This is a genomic window from Paenibacillus sp. FSL R5-0345 (genome assembly GCF_000758585.1).
GTDB lineage: Bacteria > Bacillota > Bacilli > Paenibacillales > Paenibacillaceae > Paenibacillus_AQ.
The window spans coordinates 5,499,370-5,524,762 of sequence record NZ_CP009281.1 but is presented as its reverse complement, the minus strand read 5'-3'; the positions used below and the strand labels follow the sequence as shown (position 1 = coordinate 5,524,762).

Below are 25,393 nucleotides of genomic sequence, written 5' to 3'. Positions count from 1 at the left end.
ACCGGCTTTTTCGCACTTTCTTTTTTGAATAGGCGGCTCATAATCATGAGGCTAGCTAGCCGATCTTCCACCGAGGAGAACAGCATGACAGAAACAACAATATAGGCGAGAGGGAAGTTCCAACACTTCCTCTTCGCCTATTCGTGTTTATGCATTTTGCCTAGGGTTCATCTAGATTACTCCGGTGTTCCTTGGGTTACCCCATGGATATAGGTGAGTGTCGGAGAATCGACGGCCCCTTGCCCCGGATTATAGGTGAAGGAGTACTCGATGGTATCCCCTTGTTGCAGGTTATTTACAGGGTAGGTATAGTTACCGTTCCCTGCCGGGGTCATGGCTACGTTCAGCTGCCCACCGTTATTTAGCTTATAGTGTAAGTCGGCAAAGGTTGCGCCGTTCACATAGAACAGCAGGTCGTCGCCTATTTTCTTCAAGCCACGCACCTCATCGCCAACAATGATAACACCGGATGATGATGCCGGTACAACAGTGATGGTGGAAGTGGCTGTTTTATTGCCGTTGGCTGTTGTAGCCGTTACGGTTGTCGTGCCCGGAACGATTCCCGTCACGAGACCGTTCGGATTCACGGAAGCGACGCTGGCGTTCGACACGGCCCAAGTGACCTGCTTATTCGTTGCATTAGACGGGGCTACATTGGCGTTCAACTGTACAGTCTGTCCGACTTCCATCTGTGCAGTGGTCTGATTCAGGGTTACACCGGTAACCGGTACTTCGTTACCCGGATTCTGGCTGTTGCCTTCTTTATAGACACGTACATAATCGACCTGCATTGTTGCAGGGATATCGGATGGGTCCGGGGTATGACCGTTGTCAAAATATCCGCCGATCGCCAAATTCATAATGATGTAGAAGGGCTGATCGAATGGGGCATTCGGATTGTTCGGTGCAGCTACGGAATACCATTGATCTCTGCTCACTTTAAAGAAGAACTTTCCATCTACATACCATTTCATATTATCTTCTTCCCAGACCATGGAGTACACATGATAATCATTGGCGAAGGTCTGGCCTTCAGAGAAGTGATACTCACCCGCAATATATCTGTTCACCGGCCATTGACCACCAAAGTGTATGGCGCCGCTGGTCGTGCCAGGCAAGCGTCCTTTGGCTTCCATAATATCAATTTCGCCGGATGCGGCCCATGCACCATAGGCGGAATCTTTCGGAAGCATCCAGAGTGCTGGCCAGACGCCATTACCTGTAGGCAGCTTGGCACGAATGTCTACTCTTCCGTACTGGAAGGACAACTGATCTTTGGTGTTAATTTTACCGGAGGAATATTGTGCATACCGGTTTGGGTCCTGCGGAAAGGATTTGGAATCGTGCAATGCTCGGATGTTTAGCTTTCCGTCCTGTACAAATATATTTTGTGCACTGTCTGTATAGTGCTGAAGTTCCGCGTTGCCCCAACCCCAACTATTGGGATCGTCAGTGATATAATAACCCTGCTCATAGCTCCATTTATTCGTATCGAGCGTGGTTCCGTTAAATTCATCCTGCCAGATGAGATTCATGCCTTCAATGGCTGGGTCGTTTGGTGTTCCGATAGCAATGTCATCATGATCGGATACATCCGGACGCGGGGCATCGGGATTGCCAATAAAGGTGTAGTTGACGTAATTGTTGCCCACATTTCCGCCCGTCTGTCCATTCAATGGATAGCCGATACGAATCTGCACATCCTCTTGTACGGGCTGGAACCAAAGCCCATAGATATAGTCAGCCCAATATCCCCATTGGTTGGCATCGGACATGTTGTTATAGCCGTTACCGGCGTATACAAATCCGCTCTGACTGGAATCACTCATAGCCACCCATTGTCCGTTGATGTTAATCTGGTAAACGTAATTTCTGAGCTCGGTGCCAATAGGTGCTCCCCCATCAATCTTGGGCAGCGGTACACCTATGACGCCTTTCGCATCTGCGGTAAAGGTCGTTCCCTCATAGGGAGTGAGGACGTATGAAGTTCTTACAGGTTTATTAAAGGTGAGAGTGTAAATGACGTTAGCTGAAGAGGTCTTCGATTCTAATTTTACATGGATAGACTCCGTTACGGTAAACCAGTAGCCGCCGCCCCCTTCAGTGAATTGTCCGAAGTTGTTATCATAGATCCAGCCGCTGGCTGCGTTATTGTCAATATCAATCCAGGTACTGCTGTTTACAGGTTTTACATATACCTTCAAATCGTCAGCCACTGCTTCATACGTTACCGTCGAATCGTTGTTGAAGGTAGGATAAGTAAAGCCGGCACTACCGGTGAAACCTGCCGTAATCTGCGGCCCTTGTGTAGGCGCCATAGCGGTGATAGTTGTCTTGTTTATGTTCTGAAATACTAGGGTGTAATCCAGTGTTACCCCGTTAGCTTTGGAGTACAACTGAATTTCAGTGGTTGCGGAGAGCGTGAACCAATAGCCATTCAAGCCGCCGTCACTCCAGTGTCCCCAGTTTTGGTTGTAGGTATAGCCGCCGGCACTGTCTATATCAACCCAACTGCCAGCAACTTTCACTTTTACACCGACATCATCGGAAACATCATTCCAGGTAGCGGAGCCACCATTGAATGTAGGCATGACGAATCCATAGCTAGCGTGTCCAACCCCTGATTTTGAGATGACAGGTCCGTCTGCCGCTGAAAAGTAAGACATAGAGGTAACTGTGGTTACTGCTGCTTGCACCTTCGAAGTCGGCAATAGACCAACACCAGCCAACAGCACTACCGCTAAGAACAAACTGAATACCTTCTGCTTAAAACCACTCTCCGTATTGTGAATTCGCTTCATACTTGCCCTCCTTTAATCAAATAATAGAAAACGAAACCGCTTTCATTTAGGAACAACTCTATTCTATCGAATATAATAATCAGCTAAAAGGTACAATTATTTTTGTTATAACCCAATTTTTTGGCTTTTGATTATTTATAGCGCTGTGTCCTGGTAATTGTCTTCTCTGTCATGCTTCCGGCGAATCATTTGGCGGTACTCTGTGGGTTGCATGTCCATGACATCCCGGAAGGCACGTGTAAAGCTTTTATAGCTTTCATACCCTACCATGGTGGCTACCTCTACGATTTTATGATCGGTCTCAGCCAGCAGCCGTCGAGCTTTATCCAGGCGCACGTCGCGCAGGTATTCTGCAAAGCCTTTGCCGATATTCTTCTTGAACAGATTAGAAAAATAGGCATAATTAAGCGACACGTGGTTGGATACCATCGCGAGGTCCAGTGGTTTATGATAACTTTCGTGTATAAAACGAATGGCTTCATTTAAATCCTGCGAGTTTCGGTAGCTGCACTTATATTCGTAATAGAATTGGTTCAGCCGAAGCAGTTGTTGTTGCAACGCCTGAATATAATCGCGAATGCCCGGATAGTCGAATAGATTACGCAAACATTCGATGTCCAGCGCTTCTTCTCCCATGTATGGGCGGATGACACGTACGTATTCCTCCAGCATTTGCACGATGGAACGGCATAGCTGCTGAGTGTAGTGGATGTGATAGCGTTGCAGCGTATCTTTGTGAAATATCATAGAAATACCTTGGGTAATTGCACCGCTATTCTTGCTACCGACTAATTGGAACAGGGCATACAGCTCCTCATAGGGAAGCTCCCACTGCTGTTCCAGCCTTACAATATGCGTAGGTAGAATGCAGCTCTTTTCAGGAAAAAGGTAACTGTGGCGGTAGAGCTCAAGCGCTTGTGTATAGCTGAGGGGCAGTGCCTTCAACCCTTGCTGCGGGCTGGTCATGGCAGTGATGGCATCAATCTGTCCTGTCTTAAGAGCGGACGGAAAGGCGCCCGTATCTACGGACGCATCCACCGCGAGGATCAGATACGGGCGGTGTTGCAGGCATATGCAACCTTGTCTGCCATATACACGATAGGCAATAGATTCCATGCTGTGGCTACTATTAGCCCCCGGTTGGTTAATCCATAGTTCCTCCCGCAGCAGGCATAGGCGGTAATTACTCCATAACTTTGGATTCTGCTGCTGGGTCTGGAGGACCCACGACTCATCGCTCACCGCGCCCTGCATATACATACTCAGTTCTTTGCGGTCGGTCTCTTGAGCACGACGGGAGATATGCTCCATATTGCGCGAGAGCGCCTGCCGGGTTTTTATTTCATGCGCTACATGTTCTACCGCGGTTTGTAAATCTTCACGTTTTACGGGCTTAAGCAGGTAGCCCTTTGCCCCGAGTTCGATGGCTTTTTGAGCATAAGCAAAATCACTGAAGCCGCTAATAATCAGGTATTCCACCTCGATGCGTTCCGCTTTGCTCCGGGCCATCAGTGTTAGCCCATCCATATCAGGCATTCGGATATCAGTAATCACCAGTTGAATGTTGTGTTGACGTAATATTCCCAAAGCCTCGATGCCGTTTACGGCACAGTAAATGTTGTCCAGCTGCAGGGGAAATTGGGGCAGCATGGCCTGAAGTCCATCGCGAATATGCTTTTGATCATCGACTATCAGAATATTGATCATACTCTACCATCCTCCAAGATTCACATTTTCCCAAGGCAAACGTATGGTCACACAGGTATAGGCACCCTGCATACTGTCAATCCAAAGACCGCAGCTCTTGCCATAATGAAGTTGTATGCGTTTATGCACGTTCTCCAGGCCCAGTCCGTTCTTGCTGGTGACAATCGGCGAATCCATATCGCCTAGTAGCACAGCTTGCAAATTGTACAGCATCTCTGGGTTAACACCTGCACCATCATCTCGTATTTTTATTAGCAGAAGGCTTTCATTCTCTACTGATACGGTAATTTGGATATTTACACTGCCGCCTGAAGGCGCCGCGTGATGAACGGCATTTTCGACGATGGGCTGCATGCACATTTTAGGAATTGTATAACGCAGCACCTCCTGGGGGAGATCAGCCATCAATACAATGTTGCCGCCTTCCATAAAATTTATGAAGCGGATATAGCTGTGTATGTTGGCAAGTTCTTCGCTAAGGGCAACCGTATCGCTGCGCCACTGCATGCTGTAACGCAGTTGGGAACCTAGAGACACCAACGCGTCGGCGATCGCAGGCTGTCGCTGAACCTCCGCGAGCATACGAATAGATTCCAGTGCGTTATATAAAAAATGCGAATTGATCTGCGAATGCAGCGAGTGAAGTTGAGCATTTTTGGCAACCAGTTGCTTATCTACCACCTGAGTCATCAGATGCTTGATCTCGTCTAACATGTTATTGTAGCTGACGGCCACCTCATCAATTTCATCACCGGTTTCGTTCGCACCGAGACCGGTTTCGATTTTTGCATCCAATTGTCCTTGCCGCACCTTACGCATAGAAGCCAGAACCCTGTCCAGCCGTCTGAATATACGCCGGGTAGTATGTGAAACGAGCAGCAGCATCAGGAGCAGTACACATAGTGTGATCGCTACAACGAGTAGATACCAGCTCCGCGGACCCTTCATCAGTGCCTGATGAGAGGCAATATCTACGACATAGGCGTTCAAGGGGGCGATGTACCGATACAATGCGTAGTAAGTATGGTTGCCGACCTCAACCTTAATGGGGCTGGGGCTACTTTGCTGAAGCACATCCAGCTGTTGATGAATGCTGCCCAGAATTTTATCCAAATCCTCCCCGGCATTTTGAGAAAAGAGATGATCAGGATTGTAAACAGAGCGGGAAGGGTTGCTTCCGTCCATCACTACAGAAAAGAAATCTCCCCCGCTATCCTCAAGCAGGTCACTGAAAAAGACGCTATGCTGGGCGCGAATTTCCATAATGGTAGGGAGTTTCTGCTGCTGCCCTTGTAGGCGTACCAGTCGGTAATAAGATAGCGTATGCTCGCCATCCTTAAAAGCAAATAGGCGGAATGCCGCACCACCTTCCTCCCGAAGGGTCACCCAGTAGTCCTGCGGCCAAAACTTGTCATAATGGTAGATTTCAGGCCAAATCTCAAATAGATTTGGATTATCGACATAGAAACTGAGCTCACTGATCATCTCGTGGCTCTGAATGATATTATGCATTTGCTCAAATTGATTTTGTCTAAATTTTACGAGACGCAGGCCATCCCCGCGCATATTGGAGTGAATAAAATCTACAAATGCCTTTTGATTCAGCGCAGTAGAGGAAGCGTTCTCAATAACGCCCATTCTGCTGCGCAGCTGTTCGTTAAGCCGTGAGACATGGCTGCTGCCGGTGGCCATAGCGTCCTTGTATAGCTGGCTTTCCTGCATGCGAATAAATAAAAAAGATACTACAATCGCAGGAACGGCAATCATCATGCTAAAGGCCAGAAACAATTTTTTCGAAATGCGTGAATTTCGGTAAAGCCTCTTCATTTTAGTCAGCAGATACTTCATTTAAGCAGCCTCCTACCCTTGTAATATACCATATATTACAAACCGCCTGGTAGGTAACTAGGCTGTTTTTCCAAATGGTTATAACTAGTGAAAAAGGGAATACCGGCCACCATTTCGGTGACCGGCAGCAATCTTTATACGGGGATTATTACTCTGCCATTTTGGATTTTCGCACATCCAGTTCAGCCTGGCGGTATTCCATCACCTTGCCGAAGCTGTAATTCTCGCGGCGGTCAAGGAAGTTTTCAAAGATTTTATCAAAGTCAGCCTCATTCTTGGCCGTAATCAGCTCAGGGAGAACTTCCTCCCAATTTTGAGAAATACGCGACCAGGCTACCGATACATCAGAATCACCCTGTGGATCTAAGCCCTTGTAGATACCGCTATCAATATCAGCCCGTTTATTAGCGAAGTCTTCCATTTGCTTAATGACAGGAGCTTTCTCTGGTCTCCACTGGTTGATGATTACAGGGTTTCGCATCATCCAATAGGTGTCCATGATGCCATATTCTTTCTCCATTTTCTCAATATCAGTTTCGAGCAAATTTACCATTTCAGGCTTCAGCTGCGGCTTGCCGTCCACCATTTCCCATGTTTCGCCTTCTTTGCCAAGGAATATATCACGTTGGCCTTCTTCGCTGGCCAGATAGCTCAAAAAGCGGATGGCCCGTTCAGGATTTTCGGTGGATTTGCTAATCATCGTCACCATCCAGCCGTCCATGTTGCCGGGGAATAGCTTAGGACTGTCGCCCTTGCTGTTCTTTGGCCCATCGACTGCGATGTAATAAGAATCGGGGTTTCCACTTGCAGCCAGCATAGGATTGACAGCCGACATACCAGTCCACTCCCGGACCATCATGAAATAACGTGCGTTGTTCGTTTTTTCCTCTACCTGAGTATCGGAATCCACCAGGAAATCTACATTAATCAGCCCGCGCTCGTAAGCCGTACGGAAGGTTTTCAGCCAGGCGATATAATCGGGATCGGTAATGCGGTCGTATACTTTACCGTCTTTCTCATGCGGAACGGCCAGCAGGTTCTGCAAATATTCGGTCATCCCGTAAGGGACATTCCCTTGTGCAAAGAAGGGGCTGATCGGCTGACCTTTATACTGTGAATATTTATCCTTCAACAATTGCAATGCATTCAGAAAACCCTCTGGTGTGCTCAGGTCCGGGCTGCCCATTTCCTCATACAGATCCTTCCGAACCAGAAAAGTCTGGTTGGCGGCCGTCATGCCGGTTTCATGCATCAGGTTGGGGCTATATGAATCATTCGGTACACCATAGGTATTACCATTTTCTTGGCGATACCATTTCAGTGTGCCGTCTCCAGCCACCTTGAAGAAGTAGGGATCATACTTATCTGCCAATTCATTCAAGGCATAGACATGATCGCCTTCCCATAGCTTTTTAACAGCCGTTTCCCACGAACCCATCGAGATCAAATCGGGCAGCTTGCCGGAGGTCATCATCAAAGTAATATGCTCGTTCGCTTCGCCGGAGGGTACTTCTAGCTTGATGTTAACACCTGTTTTTTCTGTTACATACTTGGAGGTCAAGCTTTCTCCCCAGGTGTGGGCATACCAGTTAGCACCAACGAACCAGGTCAGATCCACAGGGCTGGTGTCGAGTTTCCATGCCGGTTCATCGGGATTGAGTGTTGCTTCATTCGGCGGCGGTGATGTACTGTCCGTTGGTTGTGGTGTTGCTTTGTTGTTGGCTGAATTGTTGCTACATGCGGCCATGCCTAGCGTCAGAGTTATAGCCAGAACGAGGGTCAAACCTGGCTTAATGAGATTGCGTTTCATGACATAATCATCCTTTCTCTGCTGCTTCTGAATTTTTGGATTCCCGTTTCTATACGCGTACACTTATCCCTTAATGGCGCCAATCATCACACCTTTGACCAGATAGCGCTGGATAAAGGGGTAGACAACTAGAATTGGCAGTGTGGCTACCATCATGGATGCAAATTTGATAGAGTTGCCAGGCAACCTAGCGCCGAATTGTGCCATAGCTTGCTGCTGCATGAAAGACATGGAGTTCTCTGCAATAATTTTGTACAACATGGTCTGCAGTGGCAGTAATTCCTGCGAGCGGATGTAGATAACGCCCTGGTAATAATCATTCCAATGATAAACGGCTGAAAAAAGCGATATGGTTGCAATGACAGCCATACTGTTGGGCAATACAATTCTGAACAAGACGCCATAGTCTGAAGCGCCGTCAACCTTCGCAGATTCCTCCAGGCTGTCAGGAATGGTGCGGAAGAAGCTCATAAAAATGACCATATTAAAAAAAGTGTACATGGAAGGAATAATAAATACCCAAAAATTATCATATAAGCCCAGCTTTGTCATCAGAATAAACGTAGGGATTAGACCGCCTGAGAACAGCATTGTAATCAATGCGATTTTGAGATACACTTTGCGGCCGATTAGATTAGACTTGCTCATTCCATAAGCTATAACGGCGGTAAAGAATACATGGATCGCTGTCCCAAGTACCGTGCGCAGGGTGGTGATGTAAAAACCGTTCATCATCGTCTTATCATTGAACACAACACTATAGCTGGCCAGCGATAATTCTTTGGGAAACCAGTTGACGGTGCCCAGTGATGCTTGCTGCGGCGCATTAAGTGAGTTAATAAATACAAACCACATCGGGTACAGTGTTAAAAAACAAACCGCCAGCATCAGCAGGGTATTGCAGACCTCAAATACTCCGATTTGCCGAAACCTCTTGCGTCTTTCCATACCTCTGTCCTCTCCCTTTTAAAAAATGCTGTCACCGGTTAGTTTTTTGGATGTGTGATTGGCCAAAAACAACAAACCTAGCGCCACAATAGAGCGGGCAAACAGGACGGCTGTTGAGAAAGAATGGCGCCCGGAGACCAACCCCATATTATAGATATACAAGTCCAGGCTTTCCGCCATCTTCATGTTCATGTTGTTCTTCAACATAAAGATCTGCTCAAAGTTACTGCCGAGTATCCCGCTGACAGCGAGGATGAACAAAATAGCGATGGTGGGGCGTATGCTCTGAATGGTGATATGCCACATTCGCTGCCGCCGATTTGCGCCATCCAGCTCGGCTGCTTCGTACAGTCCCGGATCAATACCGGATATTGCCGCTATGTAGATAATGGCGCTCCAACCCGTTTCCTTCAAAATATCGGTGAAATAGGTAATCCACCAAAAGTACTTAGGGTCGCTGTTAAACAGAATTTCGCGTTCCTGAAACCCGATTGCCATCATCAGCTGATTGATCACACCGCCTTCACCGAGCCAATTGAGTGCAATGCCACCAAAAATCGTCCAGGCAATAAAGTGCGGCAGGTAAGAAATGGTTTGTACCGTACGCTTAAATCGAAGACTCCGTATTTCATTAAGCATTAAGGCAAACAAGATAGGAATGGGGAAACCCAAGATCAGCTTAATACTGCTCATCCCCAGGGTATTGCGGATCGAACGCCAAAAACGCTCATCTGTCATAAAATCGTGAAAATGCTTCAGCCCTATAAACGGTGATTCTAGTAAGGGTTTGGCGATGCTGTAGTCCATAAATGCAATAATGAGCCAAAACATGGGGATATAACAAAAGATAAACATCCAGAGGATTCCCGGGATAACCATGCTTTGCAATTGCCACTGTTTAACAAGCGCTTTCATTTGTTCCGTTCTGTATTGGAACATGTTCCGTGCCCCCTTTCTATTTCATCGTATGAAAAAGCGTATAGGAAAAAAAGCCCAGGATTATTGACCCTATCCCAATTCTTTAGATTTGTTTGACCAGCCGCAAAATTTAAGTATGCTGTGATTAAATGAGGGGAGTGTGCAAAGGATGAACAAGCTTGTATGGGAACAAAATTTCTTAGCTAGTAATACTGATCTGAAGTTATGGAATATTCGCCATGGCAACGACTTGCTAGATAACAATGGTAATCCAATAGACCCAGGTTGGGGCAACGGTGAGCAGCAGTATTACACGGATCATTCCAGCAACCTATATATCGATGAATTTGGCTTAAACTTGTGTGCGCGCAGCGAATCCATTGAAAAGGATGGGCGGCATTTTGGATATACCTCGGCCCGTTTGGATACAAAGGACCGTTTTTCCTTTTGCTATGGTAAGTTAGTCGTGCGTGCAAGGCTGCCGTTAGGGCAAGGGATATGGCCTGCCATTTGGCTGCTTCCGCAGGAACAAGTTTACGGGCATTGGCCAGCTTCCGGCGAGATTGATATCATGGAAGCCAAAGGCCGCTTACCCCAGCAAATATCCGGAACGCTGCACTACGGAAAGGATTGGGAACATCAAATCGTCGAGGAGTTTTCGTACCAGTTTGAAAACGGGACGATTAATGAATTCCGTGATTATGCACTGGAATGGGATGCAAGTTCAATTCGATGGCTGGTAGATGGCCATTGCTTTGCTGAGCGTCGCCAGGAGCCGGGCGTGATGCCCTTTGATGAACCCTTTTATCTAGTGCTTAACCTTGCGGTGGGTGGCTGGTACGACAATGTGGCGGTGGACGAGTCTGCACTGCCAGCAATCATGACGGTTTCAGGGATATGGCTGTACCAATAATTAGGCCTTATTTCAATTTTCAATACCTACTTCCTATCTGGTAGAATAGGGAAAACTATATTTCTATATTCTAGCAACTTGATTATTTGCTTGGGGAGGTAGACATGGATAAAGAGCGAATTGCACAGCTGGCACAGTGGCATGAAGATGATGAACATCAGAAGATAGTTGATACCTTGATGGAGATTTCACCAGAGGACAGAGATTACGAGGCGATCAGCAGTCTGGCAAGAGCGTATAACAATCTGGGTCATTATGAAGAAGCGCTTGAACAGTTTGCGATGATTGCAGAACAGGGGCAGGATGACCCGTTGTGGCATTTTCGTGTAGGGTATTCCTACTATTATCTGAACCGATATGAGGAAGCAGTGAGAGTGCTGGGTATCGCCAATGATCTCGATCCTGACAACGAGAATACGGCCATGTTACTGAACTTTAGCCAGCGCAAGCTACGCAAAGAACAACACGCCGCAGCCAGACGGGTGATTAAAGATTCGCATAATGATTCGAGGACGGCTGCAACTCCTTTTGAAGGGATGGATTTCACCGAATTTTGGGACGATAGCGATTATGCAATAAGAGAATATGTCTCTGATCCGCCTACGGATGAACTGATTGCTTCTGTAGAAGAAGAGCTTGGTTACAAGCTTCCTGCCTCCTATATCCGTCTGATGAAGCAGCACAATGGGGGAGTTCCTTACAATACTTGTTACCCGACGGAGGACGCGACCTCATGGGCTGAGGATCATATTGCGATTACAGGCATTATGGGCATTGGGCGCGAGAAAAGCTATTCAATCTGCGGCGATCTCGGAAGCCCGTTCATGATTGAGGAGTGGGGGTATCCTGACATCGGGGTGGTGATTTGTGACTGCCCTTCGGCAGGCCATGATGTTGTGATGCTGGATTACCGGAACTGCGGGAGGGACGGTGAACCCGAGGTGATTCATGTGGATCAGGAAGACGATTATGAGATTACGTTCCTGGCGCAAGACTTCGAGACGTTTATCCGCGGTCTGGTGAGTGAGGAGGAATATGATACCTCTCAAGAAGATAAAGAAGAGGATCTGCGAAAAGTAGCCGTAGGCAAGTTCTCACCTTTGCTCGCGGAGCTGTGTAGTCGTGTGCCTGAGGTGGACCAGCTTGAGCAGAAGATCCGAAAAGTCTGTACCCGAATCGTTCAAGAGAAAGGACACTTTTCCTTTCATGCGGATGAGCTTTCTACTCTGATGTACGATGTGCAGTTCTGGCTGTACACAAGGGCTTATCCGAATACGAGCCGTCAACAATATCTGGATGTATATGAGACAATAATCGCTTTTGGCGGCGAGTTCGGTCAAGGCGGGTATGCTCCCGGATGGATCAGCGACTGGCTGGATGGGCGGATTCGGGAAGGGATAATCGTACAGGAAAATGAGGTGCTTCGCTTCACGGATCAAGCCCGCTTAGAGGTCATTGCAAGGCTCGAGGCGGAATGTGCAGACGCGGAGCTTGATTGATCTAAAAATAATCATAAGCTGGATCGTAGCACATACAGGTAAGATATCTCTTTTCATAAAAGTAAGAGCAACCCATACTTCATGTAAGGGTTGCTCTTTTTGATGTATTTGGTAGTGCCTATGATTTCGCTCCGTAGATTATTTGATGAATCAATCCTAAAGTTAAGATTGACCCTAATTTTTACATATGAGAAAATAATGGAAATTTTAAAGATGAAGGGAAAATAATGTTATGAGCAATCTTTTCCGATTCATTCCTATTAGTCAACTAGCAGATAAATTTCCGGAAGGCTCATGGTGGGCGAAGTTTTACCAGGATTTCAGTGACGAGCGGCTTGCCGCTTATTATGAAGGGGATTTAACACTGCCTTCTCTTAATCTGGATTGGGAGCAGGCTTTTCCGCAACAAAAAGAGGTAATTATCATTTTTATAGATGGGAATTTTACTGTAGACAATCTCTATAACAAAGAAACAGACGGTGCTATTGGACTTATGGTGACCGGTAATATGAGTGCGAAAAATATAGCTGTAGGCGGTCAGGAAATTTATGTTTCGGGCAATCTGATGATTGAGGAAATATTGTGCGGCTCCTACAATCATGGGGAAACGATTGTGAAAGGTGATCTCAGCGCTGCGGCTTTAGTTCAGGATGATGAGTACAGCATCAAAGTTGACGGACAGAAATCGATTCCCTGCTTAGTAAATGTGTGGGAAGGGGACGGCGTATTTCAGGAGCTTCCGGTGGATATTCATGAGGTGTTAATCGATGAAGTTTTTCTGGATGTAGAAGAGGAGGAAGAGGAAGCCGACTTTTCCTTTGGCACACTAGTGAACATAATTAAAGAAGGGCGTTCCGTACTGAAAAAAATAAATGAATCCCCGACTAACAAGAAAGCTGTTCATTTATATTTCACCCACAACACGATCAATGAGGAAAATATATTGAAGTTGACGCAGTGTATTTTAATGCCGAGTGACAAGCCGTCTTTTAGATTTTGGGAGCAAGACGTTTTTTTCAAAGTTCAACTGGAGCATATAGATGCTGACGGAGAAGAGCGGGATCTTAGCGTGTATATGAATGATAACCGGCATCACTATTATATTTGGCTGGAGCAAGATCATTCTGTCGGTTTGTTGAGGAGAACCATAGATGAAGGCTCTGAGTGGGAGGACATTTCAGAAGAGTCTCAGGAACAACTAGCAGAGATTAGCGATTGCTGGACGATGTTGCTGACCTGCGCGAATATGGCTGAGCTTTATTTACGAAACATTGAGGTACAGTATGTGGAAGATATTTTGCAACACCCCGTAATTCAGGAATTATATTCGGAAGAGGAAGAAGAGGTGGATGACGGGTTCTGGGACGGCTCCAAATGCTACAGTTTCCGTCAAGCGCATACGGACGAGGACGGAGACCTCCTGCATGGTCGGATTGAAATCAAGACACCGGATGGAGCATATTATTTTTATACACTGGATAATGGAACTTATGTTTCCCGGTATTATCAGCCGCCCGATCAATATGGCAAGCAGGACATGCCCTATTTGGATCTTAGGCGCTGGGAAGCATCAGAGCGGTATTTTACAAGATTCAAACAATTTATTGCTCAGAAGATAGAGTCAGGCGTGAATAGTTAGGTCTGAATATGCTTCAGAGGAAAGGATGATAGAAATGCCAAATGATAGCCAAGCTAGTCCTTCAGCTGGTTCAGTTAGAGAAGTTGGTGGTTATCCTATCGACCTGACAGGTCCACTTAGTCATACTCTTGTCATTAAGCCCGGTGTGGGCAGTCTATCCATTGGACCGTCGCAATTGGGGAAGAAGGCAGACCTTCATGTCTCACCTGATACGCATATTGATTGGACCGTATTTGATGTCTTTGCCACCCCGGCGGGCTCTCCTTGGCCGCGATTTCTGCATTATACAGGCAGTGACCAAGGCTTCTTTGACTGGGCACAGAAACGTCCCATTGAAGAGATGACGTGGACTCCGCTCCTCTCTGCAGACACGGTGGCGGATGCCACTCAGTCCAATTTGTATGGCTTACATATCGAGTTGGATCAGTCCGGGAGCTCTCTGAGCTTGAGACTTCCGAAGCGGCATTTCCGCCTGAGTGTATCCGGCGACCTATCACGCTTCTCGGCCATAGGAGATATGCCATCTTCTCTGACACTAGCGCCGCGCACCGGCCGACGCAAGAATGATACTCCTTTCTTGCTGCCTGACATGGGTGAGCTGCACAAGGTAACGAGCCTGACGCTACAGAATACGCCGTTAGGTCAGCCGATTTCGCTGGAGTTTCTAAACCGGTTCCCAAACCTAACCTCACTGAGTTTGTGGGGAAACTTTTGCGACCTGGACTTAATGGCTCATCATACCCAGTTAACGAATTTGGAGCTGCGCTTCATGCCTGATCTGGGTGGCTTGCCGACCTTGAACGTGTGGCCGTTGCTTACTAGATTTATCGCCTATAATGTGGAAGAAATTGCTGGCAAGCGTCTAAAACAGCAAATGAAAACTCGCGCTGTAACCCGCCCTTGGACCGACCATGCTTCAGTGAGCAAATTACGAAAGGCTGAGTGGTGGACGACTGAGTTCGGCCGCCCGTTTTCGTCGTGGCCTAAACGTCTGGCCAAGCTGGCTAATGAAGCTTACAACATTGCACAGGCAACTTTGTCCGAGGCCCGTAGTTTCGCCGAAGCCGAGGCAGCTATTACCGCTTTCACCGTGCGCTTCAACAACCTCAAAGGCATTGAAACCACTGAACGTGAAGACCTTGGTGAAGCGGTGTGGCAACTCAGTCAGTCTGATCACCTGATTGGTCAGCCAATAGCAGAGGAGATGGCTCAACAGTGGTTCGATGCAGCGCGCGAATACTGAATGAAATAAACGTTCAGTCCAACATTGCTTGCGAGCTGTTCGCTATTGCAAGGGCAACATCATTCGCTACGTTGCAGCACAATATTTAAAATCTATGTTTTGAATAGGAAGGAAGTCAATCGTGCTGTTTCGAAAAGCTATTGCAACGGATATACCGCAGTTAATTGAATTTCGCAAGATACTGCTATCTCATGAGGACAATAGTAGCATGGATGAAACTTTTAGAAACTACTTTGATTCCTCATTATCGGATAAGTCACTCGTTGTATGGGTTGCATATATGACTAATGTTTTCACAATCCCTAATTATCGTCGCCAGGGTATTGTATCCAAACTTGTTAGTGAAGCAATAGACGATTTGAAGGCACAAGGAATTAGAAAAATCCTGCTACATTCGTCTGATATGGCTAAACCGATGTATGAAAGTCTAGGTTTTGTTGAAGGAAAGAATTATATGTCAATTAATATTTGATGCTAGAACGTCCTCTAATAAGTATTCTCTACCAAAAAACTGGGATTCCGATAACGGGTTCCAGTTTTTATTTGCGTGGAGGTAAGAATCCATTATGGAAATTTCGCTAGAAAAATATCCTTGACTCCATTCGTTTGTAAATTGTAGTCGGGGTTACAGACTGATCACCATATCGGATGTAACAATAGTACAAGATAACATCGAGATAGGATAACGGCTTGATTAAGCATGGATAGGTTGGTGGCATTACGTTAAGGTTTCCAAAAAACAACCGATTCTCTAAGCGAAAGGACGGAAGAACAGTGATAAGGCTACGCAGCAAATTGGCAATTATGGTTTTGATTATTCTTTTTTTAATAGGTGTACTTCCGGGGAAGTATGGGGCAGGTATTGGCGGCATATCGGCCGTTGCAGCGGCTGCAAATATCTCTAATCAGGACGGGTTCGGATATAGTGGCTCCATTCCTGGAAACGAAGTGCTGGGGACCGCTTTTACGGGATACCAAGCCTGGCCAAGTGGGTTTTCAAAGGGATTATCTGCCTTTGTCGGCGGCGTTTATGACGGTACAAGTATTTGGATGATACCCTACAATGCCGACCGATTGATGAAGGTTAATCCGTCAACTGGAGAAATGACAGGATATAGCAATTGGCCCGCCGGGTTTACTAAGGGAAGTAATGCTTTTGCCGGCGGAGTTTATGACGGAACTAACATATGGCTAATTCCATATAGTGCAGATCGGGTCATCAAAGTAAACGCGACTACAGGTGTAATGACAGGTTATAGCAGTTGGCCTGACGGATCGAGAGGTAGCGAGCTATATATTGGAGGCACTTTTGACGGTACTAATATATGGCTCACCCCCTATTCCGGTAGTCGTTTAGTAAAGGTTGATACAACGACAGGAGCAATGACCAGTTATAATAGTTGGCCAAGCGGGACAGTTCTTGGCAGTTATCCGTTTCAAGGTTCTGTTTTCGATGGCACAAGTTTATGGTTGATTCCGAGTGGGGCCGATCGTTTAATCAAGGTTGATCCAGCAACCGGAGACATGACTGGATTCAACAATTGGCCTAGCGGGTTCACCAAAAGTGCAAACGCATTTGCTGGAAGTGTCTTCGATGGCATTAATATTTGGTTGATACCGAATAATGCAACTCATCTGGTTAAATTCAATACGACCACTGGAGTCATGACCGGATACAACGGATGGCCTGGCGGCTTTACAAAAGGGAGCGAAAGCTTTGCCGGCGGCGTGTATGATGGTACGAATATATGGCTGGTTCCACAATCCGCTAACATGTTAATGAAGGTCAATGCCGCGACAGGGGATATGACGGGATACAACAGTTGGCCTAGTGGTTTTAAGAAAGATAATAATGCGTTTATGGGCGGCGTATATGACGGGGAAAATGTTTGGATGATTCCGTTTGTAGCTGACCGTCTTATGAAATTCGGGGATAGCACTAACGCAGACATAGGTAGCTTGATGCTGTCGAGTGGGAGCTTAACTCCTACGTTTGCATCGGGTACGACCAGCTACACAGCGAGCGTGGCGAATAGTGTGAGTAGCATTACGGTAACGCCGACGGTAGCGGAAGCCGGAGCGTCGGTTAAGGTAAATGGCACGACGGTAACGAGCGGAGCAGCTTCGGGTGCGATTCCATTAGCTGAAGGAGCAAACTCAATTATTATAGAGGTTACGGCGGCAGATGGTAAGGCGACGAAGACTTATACGGTAACATTGATACGGGAGGCGCCAGTGCTGAGCACGAACGCTGATATAAGTAGCTTGACGCTGTCGAGAGGGAGCTTAACACCGACGTTTGCATCGGGTACAACCAGCTACACAGCGAGCGTGGCGAATAGTGTGAGTAGCATTACGGTAACGCCGACGGTAGCGGAAGCCGGAGCGTCGGTTAAGGTAAATGGCACGACGGTAACGAGCGGAGCAGCTTCGGATGCGATTCCATTAGCTGAAGGAGTAAACCTAATTACTATAGAGGTAACGGCGGCAGATGGTAAGGCGACGAAGACTTACACGGTAACATTGACGCGGGAGACAGCAGTGATCAGTGAAGGTGGCAGTTCAAGTAATACAGGTAATAGTGGTGGAAAAGTGACCTCAACGAATGGCACATTAGTGGTGCCAGTAGGAAGCACAGGGGAATTGAGTCTGCCGGGGGAGGTGACTGTTGTCATTCCGGCAGGTGCTTCAGATAAAGAATTAATAATCACGATAGAGAGATTGACCGACACGAAAGATCTTCTATCTGATCGACAAGTTCTAATCAGTCCGGTTTACGAAATATTGAAAAACGTTACGAATAATTTTACCAAATCAGTAACACTGACCTATGTTTTCGATGAGGCAGGTTTGAAGAAGGAGCAGCGACCAGTTGTATTCTACTATGACGAAGTGAAGAAAGTGTGGGTGCAAATTGACGGCGGCAAGGTAGACGGCAATAAGATCACTGTGGGAGTCGATCACTTTACAAAGTTTGCTGTGATGGTTGTAAGCAAAGAGAAGGAACAGTCAGGATCGGATCAACTGACATTTAGCGATATAACGGGTCACTGGGCAGCGTCTGAGATTATTAAAGCAGCACAGAGCGGAATCGTGAACGGTTATGTGAATGGCATGTTCAAACCTAATGGCGTCGTAACCCGTGAGGAATTTGTAGTTATGTTAATGAAGGCGTTGAAGCCGCAAATAGATGCTGAGAAGTTGAAGTTTACCGATTCGGTGAAGATTGGCATATGGGCGCAGCAAGCGGTAGAGCAAGCTGTACAATTAGGCATTGTTAAAGGCTATTCGGATGGCAGTTTCCATCCAGACGCAGAAATTACACGCACAGAGATGGCTGTGATGATCGTCAAAGCATTAGCATTGAAGGTGGAAGACAGTGCTGTAACCAGCTTTGTGGATGACGCTCAAATTCCAAATTGGGCAAAGGGGCAGGTAGCGGCATTGAAGAATCTTAGCCTTGTATCCGGTAAAGGCAATAACGAATTCGCTCCTAATGATAAGGCAACAAGAGCAGAGGCGGTAACGATTCTAATGAAGATGATCGCTCAAAAGAGTTATTAAAGCAACAATATTACTTCAATCTCATTGGAAGACATTGAACAGAAAAAAAGTTCTTTAAAGTTTCATCTACGATTAATAGATAACAGGGCATCCAAGGGGTGCCCTATTAAATTGCAATTCATTGCTGTATGCCCGCGGTTCTGTGTGAAGCGTGCACTATGTCGCTTACTTTGAGTGGTTATTCTTGTTTATTACATAAAAATCCATATTGTCATATGACAAAGTGATGACAGCACTCACTATTCGACAATTTATTTATTCTCTATTATTGAAAGAATTGAGGCTTAAAGTGGCAGCTTGGCCTTTTAGTTCATTTTATAAATGATTAACCCAAGGAGTGAGCGTGTGTGGAACAAACGGTAACTAATCGAGTTACGGGTGAACAAATTACGTTTATAGAAACAGCAAAGGATACGAAGGGTGAATACTTATTAATTGAAGTTGCACTCCCCCCACATGGCAAGGGTCCTCCACTACATATTCATGATCGTTTTGAAGAAGAATTTGAAGTGATTTCTGGCAAGCTCACGGTAACATTAGGCAAAACAAACCACATTCTAGTAGCGGGCGAACGTCGTATTGCCCCGATGAAGACACCACATACTTTTACGAATAATGACGATGATCCGGTTGTATTCCGTGTACGATTAACACCACCAAGTCAGTTCGAGCAGTCTGTTCGTATTCATTACGGGCTAATGGAGGATGGTTTAACTGATGCAAAAGGTAATCCTAAATTGCTTGCACACACCGCTTTAGTGTTATTACTACAAAATACGCTCATCGCTGGCATTCCACTCTGGATACAGCGTAGTATCTTTGGTCTAATCGTTAAACGCGCACATAAAAGGGGGCTATATGAAGCGCTAGAAAAGTATACAGGGGAGACCGTATAATCCCCATGCTCTGTCGCCAGAAACTATGGGGATTATGATTTTCTGCAAGCCAAGCTGTGGTTGCATGAGGGCAGCTCAGCACGGTTTGCTAGAGTAGCATTAATCTATTTTACAACTTGAAAGAGGAGGGATCTCCTTTATGAAACGTTTTTTATCTTTATTAATGACATTGATAATTCTATTTGTAAGCCTTCCCGCAGCCAAGGCTTCGGAGGCTCCCGATTCTCTATCTCCTAGCGAATTTATAAGTGCTTCGATTCAAAATGCAAGAGCACTCGCTTACCATGACGGCTATATTTATGTAGCTCAGCGAGATCCGGGCGGCATCTATCGCATTTCGGTCGAGACGGGAGCGGTCACGAAAGTGCTGGATAGAGGTGTTGTTATGACCGTCGCCTTGAACCAAGCCGGAGATCTGTTCTTCACGACTGACGGATATGATAAAAATATTTATAAAATCAACAAAAGCGCACTCGTCAATTTTCCTCTTCCCGCGAATAGCGGCACCGTACATTACAATACGAGCTTTAATTTTGTATACGGCATGGCTTTTGATGCCACAGACAACCTTTATTTCACGGACTACACAAGTAAAGGCATTTACAAGCTTGCGCCAGGAGCAACGGCTGCGACATCGGTCATTCAAGGACTTCCAACACCTGTGCTAGGTATAACGATAAGTCCTGCCGGCCATCTATATGCACTTGGACAATTTAATTATAATGTCTATCGCATTAACAGTGATCATTTATCGAACGGTACTGTAGCTGCGTCCGAATTCGAGACATTGCTGAATAATATGCAGTACAGTCTCTATGGTATCGCTTATCTTCCGAGCGGCAAAGCTTATACATCCTACGCCTCGCAGGTCTTGCAGAGTCCTGAGCTTGACGAATATTCAAGTCCCGCCATCGATACGGAAAAACCGGTCATTACGCTTAACGGTGCTTCAACCGTGCTGGTTAGGAATGGTACGTCCTTCCATGATCCTGGTGTAATAGTAACTGATAATGTCGACATCGATCTGACAGCCAAAGTCACTTACAGCTTGAACAATGTCCAGCTCCCGGCTATCGATACGTCTGTTGCGGGTCGGTATACCATTCGCTATGATGCCACTGATACCGCAGGCAATGAAGCTGTCGCGGTAAAGAGAACCATCATCGTTAATGAAGACAGCACTAACCTGGCATATGGTGTACCGGTTACAGTCGATAAAGGAACCACCAGCGGTCAGACCGGCCATTTGACTGACGATTTATTGGAGACTGGCTGGATTGGCAGTCAATTCGATGCACCTTGGACAATCACACTAGATATGAATGCAGGCGCGACATATAATGAAATCCTTGTTGTCGATACCGTCTATCTGCAATCCTACGAAGTGAAGGTCAGCGACAGCGTGACTGGACCGTTTGAAACAGTCACAGGCACGACTTACGCTAGCCTTGTCCATACGGATGGACAATATAATGGCTATACGACAGATTCAGTCTCTTTTCCGAAAGAGATCTCCAAGCGATACATTCAGATTGTGATCCATGCAGTTGGAGAAGATGGCAGCACGGGTCCTGATCTTCAAGAAATTAAAGTGTTTAATCAACTGATAATACCGACGCCAACACCAACAGCGACGCCAACGCCAACGGCGACGCCAACGCCAACAGCGACGCCAACGCCAACAGCGACGCCAACGCCAACAGCGACGCCAACGCCAACGGCGACGCCAACGCCAACAGCGACGCCAACAGCGACGCCAACGCCAACAGCGACGCCAACGCCAACAGCGACGCCGACGCCAACAGCGACGCCAACGCCAACAGCGACGCCGACGCCAACAGCGACGCCAACGCCAACAGCGACGCCAACGCCAACAGCGACGCCAACGCCAACAGCGACACCAACGCCAACAGCGACACCAACGCCAACAGCGACACCAACGCCAACAGCGACGCCAACGCCAACACCAACACCAACAACAGAACCAACAACGACAGCACCAACGACAGCGCCAACAACAGCGCCAACAACAACACCGACCCCAGCGCCATTCTTCAACGAAAAGGTTGATCTTGAAGTTGTTAAGGCTATTGTAGAAAAGGCAAAATCTACACCTGCGCTAGCATTCAAGGATGTATCTAAGGACTCACCAAACGCTAAAGCAATCGAAGTAGCAACTAGACTTGGAATTATTACGGGGTACAGCGACGGCTCATTCCATGCGGATGCTACGGTAACAAGAGCAGAATTTGCGACCATGCTATTAAAAGCGCTTGGTTTAGAAGCTAAAGACCCATCCAATTTCAAAGATGTTAAGGATCATTGGGCATCAGATGCAATAGCCGGATTAAAGGCTAGTGGCATTACCAACGGTTACTCGGATGGAACATTTAAACCGAATAATTCTATTAGTAGAGCAGAAATAGCGGCTATGCTTGCTGCAGTCATTAACCCCAATTTAGCAAAAGAGACTAAGTTCAAGGATATTCTCGGTCATTGGTCAGAGGCTGAGATAAATATGTTATCTGATATGGGGATCGTAAAGGGAACTGTTGACGGTTTGTTTAAACCAAATGCTAATGCTACGAGATCTGAGGCATTACTCATGATCTTGCGCATGCTAAACATCAGTCTTGATTTTTCCTTAGACATAGAGTAACGAGTATTTATACTGTAGGAAAAAATCACTCCCATAAACAAAAAGCATCCAAACGGGTGCTTTTTGTTTTGCTCTTTAGATGATAAAGTGAACCTTATCATAGATAACAGGAATTTTTCGGACAAATCAAAGCATTCCGGGTCAGGAACAGATTTATCGGTTTCTCTACAATGAAATGGAAAGGAGATGAGGTCTTGGAGACGATTAGGCTGCTACAGCAAGCGATAGATTACGTGGAACACAATCTGAACTCCGCCATTGAGATCGAAGACATTGCTACGGCTGCAATGACATCGAAATTTCATTTTCAACGTATGTTTCATGCTTTAACCGGATTTACGGTTACTGAATATGTACGAAACAGGCGTCTTACGCTAGCAGCCGAGGAGTTAGCAGGAACAGATAATAAGGTCATCGATATTGCGCTAAATTATGGTTATGAGACCCCAGAAGCATTCGCTAAAGCTTTTCAACGAATGCATGGGGTGACGCCGCACATGGCGAAGAAAAAGAATGTGAAGCTTAAATCTTTTCCTCGAATCTCCTTTCAAATTCAGATTAAAGGAGAAACTGAAATGAACTATCGAATTGTGGAAGAACAGGCTTCAACGGTTATCGGAAAGGACGTTATCATCCAAAAGGATGCCTATACAGAAATACCTATTTTTGTAGAGGGGATTTGGAAAGATGGGACACATGATCGGATTAATGATTTGGTTGGGAAACCCTCAGGCTCACTACTGTATGGCTATTATTTCGACTTTAGGGAAGATGGAACCAAACGTTATTTAATGGGGACCGATCTGCCTGAAGGTAAAGAAGCAACGGAGGGGCTTGTTACTCTTCATGTCCCTGGTCAAACCTATGCGGTATTTGATAGCCGTGAATCAATTCCAGATGACTCGGAAATTGGACTGGAAATCCAAAATGTTTGGAGGCGAATTTACTCAGAATGGTTCCCCTCGGTAGGATTTGAACAAGTAGAAGGTCCATGTATGGAAAAATACTTCTGGATGGATGATACACAGGAAGAATCGATATGTGAGGTTTGGATTCCTGTTAGAAGAAAGATTTAGATCGTCTAGTGAACTGTATCATAAAGCTATTAAAGGAAACGATTACTCAATAAGAGTTTTAGACAAGAAAGCTACCTGCACACTGGGTAGCTTCTTTACGTTGATAAAGCCCTCATTAATGGGAATCCTACACGGATAAACGCATGGGAGGTGCTGATGATGGTTATGAAAAAACGGATTTTAATTTTGTTCTTAACAATAATATCGTTGTTAATTCCTAAAATAGCTTTCGCGCATATTGGATTAGATCAATTAAAAAGTGCAACGGATTTTAAGCTGTTTACTCCACACTACTGCTTAACAGATTGGAAGGTTGAAATCAAGGAGCCATATCCTCTAGATACTGACCAACTAATTAAAAAGGTTAGACTCCATTACTTTGATGTATCAGGAAGTACGTATCTGTTTGGGATTGAACAGCATAAAGCGATAGGGTACCGAAGTAAGCGATCTGAAACAATAATTGATATTCTTAGGAAAACAAGTACGACCACAGTTATAGAAGAGGACTTTAAATTTGATACGAGTGGTGAGGTTGTTTATTTGAACGGAATTGAAGCAAGGTATGATTATGGAACACAAGGAGGATGTTTGCGTTGGGTGCAAGATGGTACTTATATTGAGGTGGATAGCTTTCGATTGTCTAGGAAGCAGATGGTTTTATTAGCAAAATCAATGATTGAATAGGTGATTTTTTCATCAAAAAAAGCCTTTTGGATTAAAATCCAAAGGCTTTTTGTATGCTTATTTTTTTCAAGACCTAATTCAATATGATAATGGATCAGAAAGAAAAAGTCTATACTTTTGGCTGGATTTTATTTACTATTGTGAAGCCGGCAAAACCTAATAAATGGAGTGTTATAAATGGACGTTACTTGTCATCTCGATCAGGTTGATTTGCAGGATTATGTTGGACGGGTTTTTGGCACCAGTTATTTAGTTACTTCTGTTTCGCGAATGCATGGTGGCGCACAAAAGGTGGTCTACAAGATGGAATGCAGTAATGGATTTTCCTGCGTTTTGTATGTGTGGGATCTTTCCATGAATTATTTTGAAGAAGAAAAGGCCAATGAAGATATAAATGAACGATCCTATGGAAGTGACTTATTTGAATTAAACAATAAGTTCTTAATACAACATGGAATTCAGACCCCTGCACTTTATGATCTAAATAAGGAAAAAGATCGTTACCCATTTGATTATGCGCTCGTTGAATATATAGATGGACGTAAGGCAGAAGACTATTTTCATCATGCTGATTTACGTGTTCAAGATAAAGTGTTTCAGCGGCTAGGGGACATGCTTACTACTATGCATACCAACGAAAGGCGTATCTTTGGGAAAGCGAATGCTAACGAGATCATCTCAGAACAATGTCATTTCTTACAAATGGAAAATGCGAAAGTACAGCTAGCTTATGCCTCTCAATATATAGAGAAGATCGCGTCTAATCAAAGTAAACTGCTCGACAAGTTGCATGAGTTAGAATCAAGAATTAAGCCCAGACAGCAGTACGGATTTATACACGGGGAAATGGGTCCTGACCATGTATTGGTTAATGATAAGCTGGAACCCTTTTTGATCGATATCGAAGGGGCCATGTTTTTTGATATTGAGCAGGAGCATAGTTTTTTGGAAATGCGGTTTGGGGATTTCTATCGGTATCTTAAGAACGATAAGCTTGATCCGGATAGGCTGTTATTTTATCAATTGCATCACCATATATCATTAACTTCAGCGGGTTTAAAGCTACAGCATAGAGGATTTCCAGATCAACAATTCGCAAAAGGTCTAGCTGAATATCAATCTGAACGTGCGCTTAGGTTTATCGAAAAATGAAGAATTGAAAATGAAGCAAGAAGCGGCGCATCA

At 45.6% G+C, this 25,393-nt stretch carries 17 protein-coding genes; 11 read left to right on the top strand and 6 right to left on the bottom strand.

Features of this window, described 5'->3' with window-relative positions; translation table 11 throughout:
• Positions 1-176: 176 nt before the first annotated feature.
• From R50345_RS24315 to R50345_RS24290, 6 genes are all read right to left on the bottom strand, one after another.
• Entirely contained in the window at positions 177-2,801 is a 2,625-nt protein-coding gene (locus R50345_RS24315; RefSeq protein WP_042130778.1) for a family 16 glycosylhydrolase, read from the bottom strand.
• Positions 2,802-2,936: 135 nt separating this feature from the next.
• Entirely contained in the window at positions 2,937-4,508 is a 1,572-nt protein-coding gene (locus R50345_RS24310; protein WP_042130777.1) for a response regulator transcription factor, read from the bottom strand.
• Positions 4,509-4,511: 3 nt separating this feature from the next.
• Positions 4,512-6,356: a sensor histidine kinase gene (locus R50345_RS24305; RefSeq protein ID WP_042130775.1), complete on the bottom strand. Its 1,845-nt coding sequence runs from the start codon at positions 6,354-6,356 to the stop codon at positions 4,512-4,514.
• Between the two features lie 148 nt (positions 6,357-6,504).
• Positions 6,505-8,166, bottom strand: coding sequence for an extracellular solute-binding protein (locus tag R50345_RS24300; RefSeq protein WP_042130774.1), 1,662 nt, complete (start codon positions 8,164-8,166; stop codon positions 6,505-6,507).
• Positions 8,167-8,229: 63 nt separating this feature from the next.
• Positions 8,230-9,114 carry a carbohydrate ABC transporter permease gene (locus R50345_RS24295; RefSeq protein ID WP_042130773.1) on the bottom strand — a complete coding sequence of 295 codons (885 nt, stop codon included), beginning with the start codon at positions 9,112-9,114 and terminating at the stop codon, positions 8,230-8,232.
• An 18-nt stretch (positions 9,115-9,132) separates the two neighbouring features.
• Complete coding sequence (locus R50345_RS24290; protein ID WP_042130771.1) at positions 9,133-10,053, bottom strand: ABC transporter permease; 921 nt, start codon at positions 10,051-10,053, stop codon at positions 9,133-9,135.
• A 148-nt stretch (positions 10,054-10,201) separates the two neighbouring features.
• On the opposite strand from R50345_RS24290, the gene R50345_RS24285 reads away from it, so the two are divergent.
• From R50345_RS24285 to R50345_RS24235, 11 genes are all read left to right on the top strand, one after another.
• On the top strand, positions 10,202-10,945 hold the full coding sequence (locus R50345_RS24285) for a glycoside hydrolase family 16 protein (protein ID WP_052414719.1): 744 nt from the start codon (positions 10,202-10,204) through the stop codon (positions 10,943-10,945).
• A gap of 104 nt (positions 10,946-11,049) precedes the next feature.
• Complete coding sequence (locus R50345_RS24280) at positions 11,050-12,444, top strand: SMI1/KNR4 family protein (protein WP_042130770.1); 1,395 nt, start codon at positions 11,050-11,052, stop codon at positions 12,442-12,444.
• A gap of 232 nt (positions 12,445-12,676) precedes the next feature.
• Positions 12,677-14,083, top strand: coding sequence for a hypothetical protein (locus R50345_RS24275; protein WP_042130768.1), 1,407 nt, complete (start codon positions 12,677-12,679; stop codon positions 14,081-14,083).
• Between the two features lie 34 nt (positions 14,084-14,117).
• On the top strand, positions 14,118-15,326 hold the full coding sequence (locus R50345_RS24270; RefSeq protein WP_042130767.1) for a hypothetical protein: 1,209 nt from the start codon (positions 14,118-14,120) through the stop codon (positions 15,324-15,326).
• Positions 15,327-15,447: 121 nt separating this feature from the next.
• A complete protein-coding gene (locus R50345_RS30470) occupies positions 15,448-15,798 on the top strand; it encodes a GNAT family N-acetyltransferase (protein ID WP_052414718.1) in 351 nt (116 codons plus the stop codon).
• 302 nt (positions 15,799-16,100) lie between these two features.
• Positions 16,101-18,890 carry a cadherin-like beta sandwich domain-containing protein gene (locus R50345_RS24260; RefSeq protein ID WP_042130766.1) on the top strand — a complete coding sequence of 930 codons (2,790 nt, stop codon included), beginning with the start codon at positions 16,101-16,103 and terminating at the stop codon, positions 18,888-18,890.
• A 347-nt stretch (positions 18,891-19,237) separates the two neighbouring features.
• The gene (locus R50345_RS24255; protein WP_042130764.1) at positions 19,238-19,786 is read left to right on the top strand and encodes a cupin domain-containing protein; all 549 of its coding nucleotides are present in this window, start codon (positions 19,238-19,240) and stop codon (positions 19,784-19,786) included.
• Between the two features lie 139 nt (positions 19,787-19,925).
• Entirely contained in the window at positions 19,926-22,445 is a 2,520-nt protein-coding gene (locus R50345_RS30465) for an S-layer homology domain-containing protein (protein WP_052414717.1), read from the top strand.
• Positions 22,446-22,615: 170 nt separating this feature from the next.
• Positions 22,616-23,521 (top strand): AraC family transcriptional regulator, encoded by a 906-nt coding sequence (locus R50345_RS24245; protein WP_081390003.1) that lies wholly within the window; start codon positions 22,616-22,618, stop codon positions 23,519-23,521.
• Positions 23,522-23,677: 156 nt separating this feature from the next.
• Positions 23,678-24,208, top strand: a complete 531-nt coding sequence (locus R50345_RS24240; protein ID WP_139328604.1) for a hypothetical protein — start codon at positions 23,678-23,680, stop codon at positions 24,206-24,208.
• A gap of 177 nt (positions 24,209-24,385) precedes the next feature.
• Positions 24,386-25,360 carry a phosphotransferase gene (locus R50345_RS24235; RefSeq protein ID WP_042130763.1) on the top strand — a complete coding sequence of 325 codons (975 nt, stop codon included), beginning with the start codon at positions 24,386-24,388 and terminating at the stop codon, positions 25,358-25,360.
• Positions 25,361-25,393: the final 33 nt, after the last annotated feature.

What these genes read in the sequence shown, in the direction of transcription:
- R50345_RS24305 (WP_042130775.1), bottom strand. Translation starts at nt 6,356, where the DNA reads ATGAAGTATCTGCTGACTAAAATGAAGAGGCTTTACCGAAATTCACGC.
- R50345_RS24295 (WP_042130773.1), bottom strand. Translation starts at nt 9,114, where the DNA reads ATGGAAAGACGCAAGAGGTTTCGGCAAATCGGAGTATTTGAGGTCTGC.
- R50345_RS24315 (WP_042130778.1), bottom strand. Translation starts at nt 2,801, where the DNA reads ATGAAGCGAATTCACAATACGGAGAGTGGTTTTAAGCAGAAGGTATTC.
- R50345_RS24285 (WP_052414719.1), top strand. Translation starts at nt 10,202, where the DNA reads ATGAACAAGCTTGTATGGGAACAAAATTTCTTAGCTAGTAATACTGAT.
- R50345_RS24240 (WP_139328604.1), top strand. Translation starts at nt 23,678, where the DNA reads ATGATGGTTATGAAAAAACGGATTTTAATTTTGTTCTTAACAATAATA.
- R50345_RS24280 (WP_042130770.1), top strand. Translation starts at nt 11,050, where the DNA reads ATGGATAAAGAGCGAATTGCACAGCTGGCACAGTGGCATGAAGATGAT.
- R50345_RS24245 (WP_081390003.1), top strand. Translation starts at nt 22,616, where the DNA reads ATGAAATGGAAAGGAGATGAGGTCTTGGAGACGATTAGGCTGCTACAG.
- R50345_RS24270 (WP_042130767.1), top strand. Translation starts at nt 14,118, where the DNA reads ATGCCAAATGATAGCCAAGCTAGTCCTTCAGCTGGTTCAGTTAGAGAA.
- R50345_RS24275 (WP_042130768.1), top strand. Translation starts at nt 12,677, where the DNA reads ATGAGCAATCTTTTCCGATTCATTCCTATTAGTCAACTAGCAGATAAA.
- R50345_RS24310 (WP_042130777.1), bottom strand. Translation starts at nt 4,508, where the DNA reads ATGATCAATATTCTGATAGTCGATGATCAAAAGCATATTCGCGATGGA.
- R50345_RS24290 (WP_042130771.1), bottom strand. Translation starts at nt 10,053, where the DNA reads ATGTTCCAATACAGAACGGAACAAATGAAAGCGCTTGTTAAACAGTGG.
- R50345_RS24300 (WP_042130774.1), bottom strand. Translation starts at nt 8,166, where the DNA reads ATGAAACGCAATCTCATTAAGCCAGGTTTGACCCTCGTTCTGGCTATA.
- R50345_RS24235 (WP_042130763.1), top strand. Translation starts at nt 24,386, where the DNA reads ATGGACGTTACTTGTCATCTCGATCAGGTTGATTTGCAGGATTATGTT.
- R50345_RS30465 (WP_052414717.1), top strand. Translation starts at nt 19,926, where the DNA reads ATGAAACGTTTTTTATCTTTATTAATGACATTGATAATTCTATTTGTA.